General features: G+C 46.1%; 13 protein-coding genes. 1 reads left to right on the top strand and 12 read right to left on the bottom strand.

From position 1 onward, the window contains the following. Positions 1 to 16: 16 nt before the first annotated feature. The 4 genes from recJ to tig all read right to left on the bottom strand — a co-directional run bounded on the left by recJ (position 17) and on the right by tig (position 5,546). On the bottom strand, positions 17 to 1,786 hold the full coding sequence (gene recJ / locus ACIRUQ_RS02240; RefSeq protein WP_055291145.1) for a single-stranded-DNA-specific exonuclease RecJ: 1,770 nt from the start codon (positions 1,784 to 1,786) through the stop codon (positions 17 to 19). 32 nt (positions 1,787 to 1,818) lie between these two features. Next, positions 1,819 to 2,580: a tRNA pseudouridine(38-40) synthase TruA gene (truA, locus tag ACIRUQ_RS02235; protein ID WP_055291143.1), complete on the bottom strand. Its 762-nt coding sequence runs from the start codon at positions 2,578 to 2,580 to the stop codon at positions 1,819 to 1,821. A gap of 277 nt (positions 2,581 to 2,857) precedes the next feature. Then, positions 2,858 to 4,249, bottom strand: coding sequence for an asparagine--tRNA ligase (gene asnS, locus ACIRUQ_RS02230; RefSeq protein WP_021737828.1), 1,392 nt, complete (start codon positions 4,247 to 4,249; stop codon positions 2,858 to 2,860). Between the two features lie 112 nt (positions 4,250 to 4,361). After that, positions 4,362 to 5,546, bottom strand: coding sequence for a trigger factor (tig, locus tag ACIRUQ_RS02225; protein ID WP_022035440.1), 1,185 nt, complete (start codon positions 5,544 to 5,546; stop codon positions 4,362 to 4,364). 224 nt (positions 5,547 to 5,770) lie between these two features. Between tig and ACIRUQ_RS02220 the strand changes: the two genes are divergently transcribed. Then, positions 5,771 to 6,217, top strand: a complete 447-nt coding sequence (locus tag ACIRUQ_RS02220; RefSeq protein WP_021737826.1) for a hypothetical protein — start codon at positions 5,771 to 5,773, stop codon at positions 6,215 to 6,217. A 255-nt stretch (positions 6,218 to 6,472) separates the two neighbouring features. Here the strand turns inward: ACIRUQ_RS02220 and murI are convergent, their stop codons facing one another. From murI to ispE, 8 genes are all read right to left on the bottom strand, one after another. Further along, positions 6,473 to 7,318 (bottom strand): glutamate racemase, encoded by an 846-nt coding sequence (gene murI / locus ACIRUQ_RS02215; protein ID WP_055291141.1) that lies wholly within the window; start codon positions 7,316 to 7,318, stop codon positions 6,473 to 6,475. Then, on the bottom strand, positions 7,308 to 7,775 hold the full coding sequence (locus ACIRUQ_RS02210) for a DUF1934 domain-containing protein (RefSeq protein WP_404856523.1): 468 nt from the start codon (positions 7,773 to 7,775) through the stop codon (positions 7,308 to 7,310). The genes murI and ACIRUQ_RS02210 overlap by 11 nt, the downstream gene beginning before the upstream one ends. A gap of 42 nt (positions 7,776 to 7,817) precedes the next feature. Continuing rightward, the gene (gene spoIIR / locus ACIRUQ_RS02205) at positions 7,818 to 8,426 is read right to left on the bottom strand and encodes a stage II sporulation protein R (protein ID WP_070103996.1); all 609 of its coding nucleotides are present in this window, start codon (positions 8,424 to 8,426) and stop codon (positions 7,818 to 7,820) included. 183 nt (positions 8,427 to 8,609) lie between these two features. After that, the gene (locus tag ACIRUQ_RS02200) at positions 8,610 to 9,806 is read right to left on the bottom strand and encodes a Ger(x)C family spore germination C-terminal domain-containing protein (RefSeq protein ID WP_055291139.1); all 1,197 of its coding nucleotides are present in this window, start codon (positions 9,804 to 9,806) and stop codon (positions 8,610 to 8,612) included. Positions 9,807 to 9,822: 16 nt separating this feature from the next. Beyond that, positions 9,823 to 11,037: a GerAB/ArcD/ProY family transporter gene (locus ACIRUQ_RS02195; RefSeq protein ID WP_172679916.1), complete on the bottom strand. Its 1,215-nt coding sequence runs from the start codon at positions 11,035 to 11,037 to the stop codon at positions 9,823 to 9,825. 133 nt (positions 11,038 to 11,170) lie between these two features. Beyond that, entirely contained in the window at positions 11,171 to 12,667 is a 1,497-nt protein-coding gene (locus ACIRUQ_RS02190) for a spore germination protein (protein WP_022035337.1), read from the bottom strand. A 90-nt stretch (positions 12,668 to 12,757) separates the two neighbouring features. Next, positions 12,758 to 13,432 carry a GntR family transcriptional regulator gene (locus ACIRUQ_RS02185; RefSeq protein WP_055291135.1) on the bottom strand — a complete coding sequence of 225 codons (675 nt, stop codon included), beginning with the start codon at positions 13,430 to 13,432 and terminating at the stop codon, positions 12,758 to 12,760. A gap of 26 nt (positions 13,433 to 13,458) precedes the next feature. After that, on the bottom strand, positions 13,459 to 14,331 hold the full coding sequence (gene ispE / locus ACIRUQ_RS02180) for a 4-(cytidine 5'-diphospho)-2-C-methyl-D-erythritol kinase (RefSeq protein ID WP_022035339.1): 873 nt from the start codon (positions 14,329 to 14,331) through the stop codon (positions 13,459 to 13,461). Positions 14,332 to 14,552 lie beyond the last annotated feature (221 nt).

The raw sequence follows: 14,552 nt of genomic DNA, 5'->3' as shown, positions 1-14,552 counted from the left end.
TCTTTTCAGTATGCCTTCAGACAGATACCCCTGTCAACCGTAATTTTATCCGGGGTGTTTCATAATAATGATCCATTTCCGGATAATAAGTAAAATGCAGGGCCGCTTCGTGGACACATCTGCCTGCCAGAGTATCCTGTGCCACTACTTTACCATATTTTTCCGTCAGTGGTAACAACAAATCTTCCACATCGCCAAAGTACACTGCATCCATAGACACACCTGCCGCATTTCTGACTTTCATCTGAAATACCCGGCCTTCTTTTCCGCAGATGCGCAGGCGCTCGATCACCAGATTCCGGTCTGCAAATACCGGTTTTTCGTTTCCTTTTCCAAAAGGTTCCAGACAACCCAGCTGGTTCACCAGACGTTCTGTAATATAGCTGATCGGCATCGGCACATCAATCACTACCTTTGGTCGGAGTTCTTCTTCGGTCAGTGTGCACACTGCATTTAATTTCCGCCGGAAGGCATCAATATCCGCTTCCTTTAGTGAAAAACCCGCTGCCATCGGATGTCCGCCAAACTGTGTCAGATATTCTTCGCATTTGCACAGTTCCTCATACATGGAATAGCCTTCAATGGAACGGCCGGACCCCTTTGCACCGTGTTCACTCCGTGTGACCACCAGTGTCGGCCGGTAATAAGCTTCCCGGATCCGTCCGGCCACGATACCAGCCAGACTTTCGTGACAGTCCGGAAGAAAAATTACCAGCACCCGGTCATTGACATATTCTTCCTGCTGCGCAATCTCTTTTGCCTGTTCCACCGCATGCATGGTCAGCAGCTTCCGGCTCTCATTCAATTCCACGATTTCTTCTGCCAGAACTGCCGCCTCCGTTTCGGATTCGCACAGCAGCAGCTTTAAGGAAAGCCGTGCCGTGTCTAATCTGCCGCTGGCATTCAGACAGGGACCGATACGAAATCCGATATCATGGGACTTGATCGCACCCATCGTTAACTTGTTTTGCAAAATCAGCGCTTTCATTCCGATATTCGTGGTACGGTTCAGCATCTCAAGTCCCAGTTTTACCAGAATCCGGTTTTCGCCCTGCAGATCCATGACATCACCCACCGTAGCAAAACCGGCATTTTCGATAAAGCAGTCTGCCTCGGACACCTCCAGTCCAAATACTTCGTAAAGCACCTGCACCAGCTTGAAAGCAACCGCCGCTCCGCATAGTTTCTTAAACGGATAATGACATGCCTGCTGCTTCGGATTCACCACTGCATCTGCCTCACACACTTTTTCCCTGCGTACGCCATCCACCTCTGTGAACGGTACTTCATGATGATCTGTAACCACTACGGTCATTCCCAGTGACTTAGCCAGATGAATCTGATCAATGGCAGAGATTCCGTTATCGCAGGTCAGGATCGTATCTATACCATCCTGACTGGCCCGGGTCACCAGATGTTCATTCAGCCCATATCCATCCAGAATCCGGTCCGGAATCACAAAATCTGCGTCTGCCCCCAGTCGCCTCAGGGCACAGTACAAAATGTAGGTGGATTGGATTCCGTCAATATCATAATCTCCAATGATCCGGATCCGTTTCTTTTCTTTTATTTTTTCTCTCAGAATCTGCGCCGCCAGATCTGCATCTTTCAACAGATGCGGATCGTTCAGGTCTGCTCTCGTCCCATGAAGATACAGATTCATTTCCTGCAGATCGGTCAGACCCCGGTTCCGCATGATCCTGGCTAATACCGGGTCGATGCCGAAACGCTGCCCGATTGCCTGAAAATCAGCTTTTTTTGCTGAAACTACCCATTTTTCTTTCACGTAGTCACTCCTGTTTCCATTTTTTCATCAGGTTAATATATTACTTCCCATAAAGTCAGTCCCTGCGCCGGCATTGTTGGACCTGCCTCCGCCCGGACCTTGGATGCCAGAATTTCTGCCACCCGTTCCGGCGGATAGACACCGCATCCCACATCGACCAGGGTTCCGGTCAGGATACGGATCATATTCTGTAAAAATCCATTCCCGGTATATGTAAAACGGATTTCTTCACCGATCCGTCTGATGTCAATTTCATGTATGGTACGCACTGTGGATTTTTTCATTTTTGCATTTCCGCAGAATGCCGCAAAATCATGCTTTCCCAACAGATACTGTGCTGCCTGCCGCATGGCTTCCACATCCATTGGCCGATTATCGTGCAACATATACTTCCGTTCAAACACATTCGGATAATCCGCATTCCAGATGCGGTACACATATGTCTTTTTCACCACATTCAGACGGCTATGAAATCGTTCGGACGCTGCCCGCACCTCTGTCACGGCAATATCTTCCGGCAGATACTGTACAAAAATCTGTCTCAGTTCCTCACAGAGTTCCTCCGGTGTCTTACCCGCACAGCAGGCATCCGGAAGGCGGAAATTTGCCACCTGTCCATGCGCATGCACACCGGCATCGGTGCGCCCGGAACCGTCAATCTCTATAGTACGTCCATACTGTCTGCTTAAAATTGCTTCAATTTTCCCCTGAATGGTCTGATCCGTAGTCTTCTGACGCTGCCAGCCTTTGTAGCGGGTTCCATCGTATTGAATAATTATTTTATAATTTGCCATAAAAATATTCCTGTTTGCTAAAGGGGAAGTTCGGTACAGACCAAACCTCCCCTTTTATTTGTTTACATTTCAAGAATGCCCTCGACATTTTTTACATCTATACATTCTTTTTACACGGATTGCTGCATGCTTCGCATTCCCGCAATCCTGCTCGCACTTCGGAAATCGCAAGACTTCGTCTTCCTTTTTTCCTCAGTGCGAGGACGTGCCCTGAATTACATGTGTCCTTTACATGCAAGCATGACATGCCACATGTATTCCGGCACTGTAAAAAGAATTACAATTCACAGTTATTTACTGTTCTTGGGAACGGAATTACGTCACGGATATTTCCCATACCTGTCAGATACATAACGCAACGCTCAAATCCCAGACCAAATCCTGCATGTCTTGCAGAACCGTATTTTCTCAGATCCAGATAGAAGTCATAATCTTCTGCTTTCAGTCCGAGTTCTTTCATTCTTTCCAGAAGCTTGTCGTAGTCATCCTCACGCTGGCTTCCACCGATGATCTCACCGATACCCGGAACCAGACAGTCCATAGCAGCTACTGTCTTGCCATCCTCGTTGAGTTTCATGTAGAAGGCTTTGATCTCCTTCGGATAATCCGTTACGAATACCGGACGTTTGAAGATTTCTTCTGTCAGATAACGCTCATGCTCTGTCTGCAGGTCTGCACCCCAGAATACTTTATAATCAAACTTGTCATTGTTTTTCTCAAGGATCTCGATCGCTTCCGTATAGGTAACATGTCCGAAATCAGAATTTAATACATGATTCAGACGATCCAGTAATCCCTTATCTACAAATTTGTTGAAGAATTCCATTTCTTCCGGTGCATGCTCCAGCACATAGCGGATAACATATTTCAGCATGCTCTCTGCAAGAACCATATCATCTTTCAGATCTGCGAAAGCAATCTCCGGCTCGATCATCCAGAACTCTGCTGCATGACGTGTCGTATTGGAGTTTTCTGCACGGAAGGTCGGTCCAAAGGTGTAGATATTCTTGAATGCCATCGCATAAGTCTCACCGTTTAACTGTCCGCTTACGGTCAGGTTGGTCGGTTTTCCGAAGAAATCCTGTGTGAAATCAACGCTTCCGTCGTCTGTTTTTGGTACATTGTTCAGATCCATGGTGGTAACCTGGAACATCTCACCGGCTCCCTCACAGTCACTGCCTGTAATCAGTGGTGTGTGTACATAGACGAAATCGCGTTCCTGGAAAAATTTATGGATTGCATATGCGATCAGTGAACGTACTCGGAACACTGCCTCAAACGTATTGGTACGCGGGCGTAAATGAGAAATTGTTCTCAGATACTCAAAACTGTGACGTTTTTTCTGCAACGGATAATCCGGTGCGGATGCACCCTCGATCTCCACTTTGTCTGCCTGGATCTCAAACGGCTGTTTTGCATCCGGTGTAGCTACCAGCTTACCAGTTACAATGATTGCAGCACCTACGTTTAATTTTGAAATTTCTGCAAAATTCTCCAGATGATCGCCGTAAACGACCTGTAACGGTTCAAAAAAGGTACCATCATTTACTACGATAAATCCAAATGTCTTGGATCCACGAACGGAACGAACCCATCCACCGACGGATATCTCTTTGTCAAGATACATTTCTTTGTCCCGGAATAAATCCCGGATGTTTGTCAACTCCATGTGATTGCCTCCCAAATCTCAGCCCCTCAGCTGTTTTTACATCAAAATAAAATCACTTTATAAATATCACGTTTTTATACTTCAGCTTTACAGTCCCTAGTTCATGCGCTGATTATTCCGCATCTGCAGAACTGTCTGCATCATCAGAAGCATCTGTATTGTCAGCAACTTTTGTCTTTACACTCTCCATGATCTTGGATAATGCCTGATTTTCTGCGTAACTCAGTCTTATATAATCCTCTCCGCCGTACTCCTTATAGAATGTATCACGGTCTGCGATATTATAGCTGGATACATAGCTGTCCACAAACTCCTCAAAGTTTTTCTGGGACACAGACAGATTCATATCTTTTACAACAGCCTCAAGGATCAGCTCCTGTTTCAGGCTTTCTTCGATGTAATCACTTACCTGATTGTTGAAGTCATCCTCTGACATACCCATATAATCTTCAAAGCTCTTTCCGCTTTTCTCTACAGCGTTATTCACGCGCTCTTTGTACTCTGTAATTCTCTGATCCAGTAATCCATCCGGAAGTGTCACTTCACACTCATCGAGCAGTTTCTGAAGAACGCCGCTCTGGATCTCTGTCATTTTGCTGGAGTGATTACGATTCTCCAGTACGCTGCTTACCTGTGATTTCAGATCATCCACTGTTGAAATTCCCTTGTTGCCGAAATTCTCACTGACATACTCATCGGTCAGATCATCGTATACCATTTCTTTTTCTGTATCAATACTGTTGATGGTTACCGTAAATACGACAGCTTTACCGGCCAGATCTGTATTGTTGCTATAATCCTCCGGGAAAGTCAGATTCAGTTCTACCGTCTCGCCCACATTTTTACCGATCAGCCCATCCTCAAATCCATCGATGAAAGAACCGGATCCAATCTTCAGATGCTGTCCTGTGGCACTTCCGCCGGAGAACTCCTCTCCATCAATTTTTCCCACATAGTCAATATTAACAACGTCACCGCTCTCTACGGTCTTCTTGTCACTGACTTCATAGGACGGATACATAGACATCAGATACTCAATATAAGACTGGATATCTGCATCACTGACTGTATAATCCTTGGAAAGTTCTACGGTCATATTCATGTAGTCATTTAATTTTACATATTTTTCTACTTTATAATCGGTAGCCTTTAATAATTCTTTGGCAGGGATCTCCACATCTTTTTCTTCTTCTGCAGATACGCTGCTGTCTGTGGTGGCACCTTTCTGACCACAGCCACCCAGTGCTGCTGTCGCAACCATCACTGCCATTAATACCATTACGAGTTTCTTTTTCATTTTCTTATTGTTCCTTTCTTTGAATGAATCTTTCCCCAAAAATTCATCCCCTTGTCTGCGCTTCTCTCAAAAGGCATCACTGTCTTTAAAGATACCATATTTTCCTATAAATGAAAAGGTGATTCTTCTATTTTTTTCTTGAGTTTTCACCTGATCAATGATACAATATCACCTAGACTTAGTTTTACTATGAACAAAATACCGATAAAGGAGGAAATATATCCGTGTCACCACAGATCATTACACTTATCATTGTTCTTGCTATTTGTGTTGCCGCTTTTATCCTGCTCTATTTCCAGGGAAAACGAAATATGAAAAAACGGGATGAACAGCAGGCAGCCATTGATCAGGCAGCACAGTGGGTCAATATGCTGATCATTGACAAGAAAAAACTTCGCATGAAACAGTCCGGTCTGCCACAACAGGTCATTGACCAGACACCGAAGTTTGCAAGACTGGCAAAAGTACCGGTTGTCAAAGCAAAAGTCGGACCGCAGATCATGGTTCTGATCGCCGATAACCAGATCTACGATCAGATCCCGGTAAAAAAAGAAGTAAAAGCTTCTGTCAGCGGTCTTTTCATTTCTGATGTTCGCGGTCTCCGTGGACCATTGGAAAAACCGGAGAAAAAGAAACCCGGTTTCTTTGCACGCCTTACCGGTCAGAAATAATTATCCGAATATGCACGAAAAAACGAGCGTGATGAACATCAGTCATCACGCTCGTTTTTATCTCAGTCGAGAAGACTCCCACTTCTGCAAGTGGTGAGTAATAACAAGTCTTTCTCAGTGGGAGTACAATCTCCGACTGAGATAAACGCTCCGCGAGGATGTGCAGTGATTCTGAGAAGAATATGTCAGCTTACGCTGACCAGAATCACGCACCAAGTCTCACGTGCGTTCGACTTGAACTCAGTCAAAGATCGTTCAATAATCCTCGATATGGATCAGCTGTGTGGTGTCCACACCGTATGGCAAAATGGAGTTCGCAAAATTTTTAAACTTATTTGCCGCATCACTGACATAGAACTCATGCATTGCACCTTCATAGTTCTGTTTTCCGTCGTTGTTCAGTCCATCCCGCTCCAGCAGGGATTTCAATTCCCTGGCGGTCTCATAGGCCGGATTTACCAGATTTACTTTTTCTCCCATGATCTGACGCAGAGTAGAACGTAACAGCGGATAATGGGTACAGCCCATGATCAGAGTATCGATACCGGATTCCAGCAACGGCTCCAGATAACGGTTTGCTACTTCCACCGTCACCGGATCCTTCAGCCATCCTTCTTCCACCAGTGGCACAAACAGCGGACATGGTTTGCCCAGCACCTGTGCATTCGGCTTATGTGAATGAATTTCTTTTGTATACAACTGACTCTCTATTGTACTTTCTGTGGCAATCACACCGATTTTTCCATTTTTCGTGACTTTCGCCGCTTCCTTCGCTCCTGCTTTGACCACACCCAGAATCGGGATGTCAAATTCCGGTTGTACGGTTTCCAGTGCCAGTGCACTGGCAGTATTACAGGCGATAACGATCGCCTTAACACCTTTTGACTGTAAAAAGCGGATGATCTGCCTTGAAAAACGAATGATGGTTTCCTTGGATTTGCTGCCGTATGGTACTCTGGCGGTATCACCAAAATAGATGATCCGTTCCTTTGGAATCTGACGCATGATCTCTCTTGCAACCGTCAGACCTCCCACGCCGGAATCAAATACACCAATAGGTGCATAACGAAACTCTTCTTTTTCTTTTAATTTATCTGTCATTCCCCTCTATTCCTTTCGTTCCTTTGGATCTGACTTTCATAGTCAGTGTGCATTCCGCCAGATGTTCCTCTTCTACTTCCATATCATACTCCAGTTTCAAATGCAGCATATCCTCGGTCTCCATCAGCCGGATTGTCCGGGAATCAAAACCAAGCATCATGCTTCCATACGGTGTCTGATAAGAAGTACGGGTCTTTTTATCTTTCTGAAAACTCATATGTACCCCGGCATTTCCCTTTTTGGAGAGATCTACCGCATCTTCTCCGATCTTGATCATACATTTGGTCACACCCGGCACACCTTCCTGTACTTCATCATATAAAATGTAATGCTTGCCGTTGCGGAAATAATATTCTCCCGGTGTGACAGTCTCAATCGGGTCATTCACTTCGCCGTCTATCGTCTGTATGCCGCTGATGGTGATCAACACATCTTTTGTCATATTAGGTCCTCTCATCTTCTTTTATAATACCCACACATTGTAAAGGTTTTTCCTCAATTATTCAAGCACCTGATTCAGCAAATCGAGTAATTTGAAACGCACCTGATAATTTCCCTTCTGCAAAACAGAAGCATACTCCTTCGGATCCAGCACTTCCCGCAGTTTTTCCCCGGATCCTGCATCCACCTCATACATACTGTTGGCAAAGCAGAGATTCGGATACATGACGCACCACCAGTTGTGTCCCTCGCCGGATCCGATCACCACACGCAAAGCCTCATATACTCCTCCCGGAAAGGTATAGGTCCCATAAGTTTTCTCCGGAAAGGTACAATTTTCCAGTGCCGCGGATACCGGATACGCATAACCTTCCGCAGAGATGACATCCGCAGCGCAGTTCTCGATAAGATTCAGATTTGCTTTTACGATCCGTTCACTCTCCTCCAGGGAATCTGCATCCTTTAACTTTTCTGCCATCAGCGTTCCCACCTGATCACGCACTTTCAGCTTCAATGCCTGATCTTCCCGGCTGTCACTGTTTGCCAGCACATGGAAACGCAATACTTTCTGTGCCATATTCCGCTGCATACTCTTTGTCTGTATTGTTGTGGAAAGCAGTACGCAGGCTGCCGCCGCCAGGCATACCGCCAAAATTTTCTTTTTCATCGCCATACTCCTCCTGTTTTCTCCCGGATGCCTGACCGTTCCCGTTCTTACCAGATTCTGTTCACACTTGGTCAAAATCCTGTTTTCTGTATTCAGAGTATTTCCTTTTTTTCCCACATTATACAGCGATATAGATCCCTGTCTTGTAAAGCGGACATTCGAAATGCCCTAATCCTTTCTTTTTTATCTTACCTGCACTTCATAAATCAGATCTTCCACATACTGTGTTTCATCATCCCGATATTGATGCCACAGCGCCCGGTCGCTTCCCGGAAGCAATGCATAAGAATCTGTCACATCGGTCCCGGCTTTCCGCCAATGTTCGGCAAACTCCTGCAGCCGTTCTTCCAGTTCCTGCTTTGCTGCGGCTTCCAGCTGTTGTCTCTCTGTGCTCCCTTCCAGACGATTTGTGATACCAACTCTTCCATTTACAATAATCTGTACCACCGGGCGCATCTCGCCTGCTGTTTCACCTTCGTTTATGCCTTCGGACAGCACAAAACACTCTACACCATCCGACAAATAGGAGGGTTCTGACCTATTCAATCGTTCCTTCCTCTGTTCTGGCACAATACCTCGCTGCACCCGAAGCTGTTCTAACGTAACTCCGGTTCCGTCTGCCATGGAAAACGCATATTTTTTCAGATTATTTTGCAGCAAAAGTGCCTCATATCCCTCTTCCAGTGACAGATTTCCTGCAAGATGCAGCTGTTCCAGTATCGCAAATCCTCCGATCGCCAGCTTTTCTTCCTGACGGACAACCTTTGGAATACACACGGTTCCCTTCCGCTCATAAAACTGCTGCATCAGTGTACCCACTGTCACAAAAGAATTGTGCTTCACATGTTCCCACTCTTCCAGCAGATCTTCCAGATAGATTCCCATACATTCCGGCAACTGCAGTTTCTCTGTGAAAATTTCCTGCATCGGCTCCTCCGTCAGCAATACATAAGTATTCCAGGCAGCATCCGTCTTTTTTTTAAAAAAAGAAAGCAGCGCTTCCATAGCCGCATCAGATGCAAACACCTGCGGATTCAGCAGCAACACTTTCAAATGATTGAGATCCGGATTTTTGCTGCTGTTTTCCGACATCTGACGCATTCCTTCAAAGAGATCCGTCACCGTTCCCTCCCAGTAGGCATCCGAAGCCAGTGCATGTTCCGAAGCTTTTTCATTCAGCAGATCCGGATAGGCCAGGTAGAGCTGGAAGCTTTCGTTTTCCCGTGCTTCCACACCCATCACCAGCGGAAATGCCTGATTTTCCAGTTCATTGACACCGCATCCACTCAGAAAACTCAGAAAAAACACGATACAGAACGTAATTCCAATCAGCATAATATTTCGCTTTCTCCGATATAAGTTTTCTTCTTTCTCCTCCATCACACATCCCTGCCTTTCAAAAATTTCTCTGCCTGCGGCTATGATCCATTTCCGCTATCGCCTCTGACTCGCTCCTATTTTGCTTTCTGCCTCCGCAAAAGACCGGAAGAATCAACAACAACGGCAGTACACCATACAAATAAGCGTGAAATATCCGCTGGGCAGCAGCTTCCCTGTGCAGCAGAAAACTTCCGATGCATCCCGCTGCACACACCAGTACTGCCGTGAGCACGATTTTTTTCGTATTGGTTTTATTTTCCGCTGTCATTTCTACCTGTTCCGTTCTCGGTCCGATCCCGCTTTCTGCCTTTTCTTCTTTTGCCTGTATCGATCGGTTACTCTGAAAACAAAGGATTCCCGCAAAAAAATCCACCGCATAATACAGCATGGAATCCAGGAATGCAAACAAACAGAAAAACCAGATTCCCACCATCAGTGCATCCTGCCGTTCCAGAAAGTTTCCCGGCAGTTTCACCACTGCCATGAGATCGATGACCGGCCATCTGCGGTGCGCCAGCAGTTCTGTGCGGAATACGCCGAGCAGGATCAGATAGATTACCAGATTCAGACCCAGTACCACAAGCAGTGCATGCCGTGTGCCAGCATATGCCTGTTCTTTTTTCTGACAGCTTTTCAGAAACAGCACATATAAGGATGCTCCGGAGAAAAACAAAAAACTCACATAACTGCTTTTTATAAAATTCGGAAGTGTTGATGCTGCCACTGGTGTCCATGCATTTGGTTCTATGCCGGCACAGGCAATCACTAGGATCACCAGCAATGGAATCAGCAGAAACCAGTACAGCACTTCATATACTCTCACCCGGTTTTCCAGTCCGCGCACCAGTCCGAAAAATGCCGCTGCCGCCAGCGTCAGCAGAATCATTGGCTCCCAGTCATTTCCCAATAGCTGCTGTTCCATCAGCGTAGCCATGACGTAAAACACAAAGCCCGCCAGTCCCAGAAATCCCATACCATAAATCACCTGTATACATACGCGTACACAACCTGACATCTGTTCTAATCGCTGTGAAAAATCCTGCTGTCTGAAATGCTTCTGCCAGAATTTCAGCAGCAGCCATGCACCGCCACCGCCCGCTGTCAGTGCAAAAAAGCCATCCACGCCACTGTCTGTCGCCACAAGCGAAGGAAGCAGCAACGTACTGATGCCAAGCAGTTCCAGCGTCAATGTCCGTTTTACCTGCCGGGCAGATATTTTCTGATTATTCATAAAATACGGTTCCTGCATCCGCCCATTCCTTTCTATCTATATCTTCATTTTTATTACTTCTGTGCATCTGTTCCAGTCAGACGGAAAAGGATATTCGTATCATATCCCTTCCCATGCTACACTTCTCAGTTTATCATCTGTTTTTATATTTCATCCGCAACCGTACACGATTCTTTGGATTCGCATAAAAGGGTCTGTGTGTCAGTGCCTGCAGCGGAGGTCGCACCAAAGAGTCCCGTTCATCCCGGTAATCATTCAGATCAGCCCCCACAAACGGCATCAGATACGGCATGCCAAAACTTTCCAGCTGTGCCAGATGAATCAGCAGAATGAGCAGCCCGAGCAGAAATCCGTAAAAACCAAGTGCTGCCGATAATCCGATAAAGACAAACTTCAACAGGCGGAATGCCGTAGCAAAATCCTCATTTGGGATAGCAAAAGAACACAGTGCTGTAAATGCCACCACGATCACTACCATAGGACTGACGATATTGGCATCTACCGCCGCCTGTCCGATGATCAGTCCGCCCACGATTCCAATGGTATTTCCCATGGCTCCGGGCAGCCGCACCCCGGCCTCCCGCAGCAGTTCAAACGACAGCTCCATCAGCAGCACCTCCACCACTCCCGGAAAAGGTACCCCCTGTCTGGCTGCAGCAAAGGAAAGAAGTAACTTGGTTGGCAGAAGCTGCGTATGAAAATTTGTCATCGCCAGATATAACCCAGGCAGGATCATAGACAGAAATGCTGCCACATACCGCAGCGTTCTGGTAAATGTTGCAATCTCCCATCTCGTATAATAGTCATCCGTCGTCTTAATAAAAGAATTGTAATCGGTTGGAAAAATCAGCACCTCGGGAGAGTTATCCGCCAGCAGTACGGCTCTTCCCTCCAGCAATGCCATCACGGCCCGATCCGGTCTCCGCGTGGTCTGATACTGCGGAAATGGTGAAAACCACTGCGTTTCCGTCAGCTGTTCGATGACACCGCTGTCCCCGATACCATCTATCTCAAATGCTGCCAGCCGCTGCTGCATCTGCGTCACAATTTCAGGCCGGACAATTCCGTCAAGATACATAATATCCACATTCGTACCGGTGCGTCTGCCACACTTGCACTCTGCCACTTTCAGATCCACAGAGCGCAGTCGTTTCCGGATCAGTGCTGTATTCTGCTTGATGGAATCGCCAAACCCTTCATTACTGCCACGGATGGCTTTTTCCGACTCGGTCTTCTGCAAAGACATGCCGGGGTACCCCTTGTCCGGAATCTTCAGTGCCCGGTCAAATCCATCCACAAACAGAATCGAATCACCGGTCAGCATCCCGCCTGCCGCTTCCGACATCTGTGCAAAAGGTGTGACATCCGAAACTCCCAGTCCGTTTTCCTGCAGTACTGCATACACCTGCTGCGGTTCCATAACATTCAGCCGGTTCAGCATTTTGCCAAGCACCGAATCTTCCATCATGTTTTTCCCGCCGGTAACTTCAATATAACTTAAAAATGCACGGATACTCATATCCCTGCCCAGACACATAGGACGCATCTTGATATCCGCACAATCGGAAAACTGCTGTTTCCACCATGCAATATTTTCATCTAACTGTTTTGAAACTGCCTGTTCCTGCATACCACTACCTCATTTATTTTATGGATTACAAAATCAAAAGGGCAGACCCTCGTCTGCCCTTTACTATACACATATTTTTGATTTTTATTCCTACTCCTGCTCACGGATGATTTTTTTCACCGCTTCTGCCTGATTATGCAAATGGCGCTCCACATAAGATTCCGCCAGCTTGGAATCCTTGGATTTCAACGCATCATACATTTTCTGATGCTCCTCGATCAATCTTGGATAAATAGAATCATCTTTCAGATATTCCACGCGATAACGATACATCTGCTCTCTCAGATTGTTCAGCAGCTGCTGCAATTTCGGATTATTGGATGCTTTATACAAAATCTCATGAAACTTCACATCAGCTTTTGCCATCTCTACGAACTGGCCACTTCTTGTTTTTGCTTCAAAATCTTCCATGGCTACTTTCAGTTCCTGCAATGCTGCCGGTGTGATCTTTTCACAGGAAAGACGGACTGCCAGTCCTTCCAGTGAAAGACGGATCTCCAGTACGTCTTCCATATCTTTTTCTGTCATCTTAGCCACTTCCGCACCTTTTCTCGGAATGGTAACAGCCAGGCCTTCCTGCTCCAGCATGCGGATAGCCTCACGGATCGGTGTTCGGCTTACGCCCAGTTTGGATGCAAGCTGTAATTCCATCAGACGCTCGCCCGGTTTGAGATCACCTTTCAAAATCGCTCCGCGCAATGTCTGGAACACGACATCACGAAGCGGCAGATAAGCATCCATCTGTAATTCCAAATTATCTGTCATAGTCTGTTTCCCCCTCTTTCCCGTGTTTATCTTCGGTTATTATGAATGTCTGATGTATATACATTTTTTGCCAGACCGGACTGCTTTAATGCATCATATGCCCGGCGGATTTCCTTCTCATTTGGGAATAAACCGAATACGGTCGGTCCGCTTCCGCTCATCATGGCATTCAGTGCACCGTTGTCCATCATCAGTTTCTTGATATCTTTGATCACCGGATACATCGGAATGGTCACGGTCTCAAGAATATTACCCATGTGGGAAGCTACGCCCTTTAAATCTTTCTGCTGAATGCTCTCCATAACACCGTCGATGTCCGGATGCTCCATACCGTCATACAATTTCAACCCCTCATAAACAGTCTTGGTAGATACAGAGATCGCCGGTTTTGCGATCAGTACCGGGCACTTTGGCATCGGCGGCAATGCGGTCAGTTTTTCACCGATTCCTTCTGCCAGTGCCGTGCCGCGCATGATACAGAACGGTACATCTGCTCCAATCTTCAGTCCGAGCTCCATCAGTTTATTCTGCTTCAATCCCAGATTAAAAATGCGGTTCATACCTACCAGTACAGCTGCCGCATCGGAACTTCCACCGGCCAGACCGGCTGCCACCGGAATAAACTTCTGCAGTACGATGCGGACACCTTCCTTGATTTGAAATTCGTCCTTCATCAGTTTTGCCGCACGGTATACCAGGTTGTCCTCATTTACCGGAAGATAATACAGATTTGTCTCCACATGGATATGCGGAGAACGTGTCTTTTTAATCTCTACACGGTCATACAGGTGAATGGTCTGCATGATCATACGCACATCATGATATCCATCCTCACGTTTTCCAAGCACATCCAGTCCCAGGTTAATTTTGGCAAGCGCTTTCAAACTTATTTCGTCCATTTTTTATCCCTCGTTTCTCTATATATTTATAATGAACTTTTTATACCTCATATATATCGTATTTTGTATACATTCTTATGTATTATTTTATATACAATTTGTTTTTCTGTCAATGGATTTTTCATATCAAGATTTTTTTAGGGGGTGACACCCTGGTCTTATCAAAAAAACTCCCGCATTGAAAAATCCAATGCGGGAGCATCATCCCATAAAAATCAGCG

The sequence above is a fragment of the Eubacterium ramulus genome (assembly GCF_045002895.1).
In the GTDB taxonomy this organism is placed as follows: Bacteria; Bacillota; Clostridia; order Lachnospirales; family Lachnospiraceae; genus Eubacterium_I; species Eubacterium_I ramulus.
The sequence above is the reverse complement of the archived record's forward strand: the minus strand, read 5'-3'. Positions and strand labels throughout refer to the sequence as shown.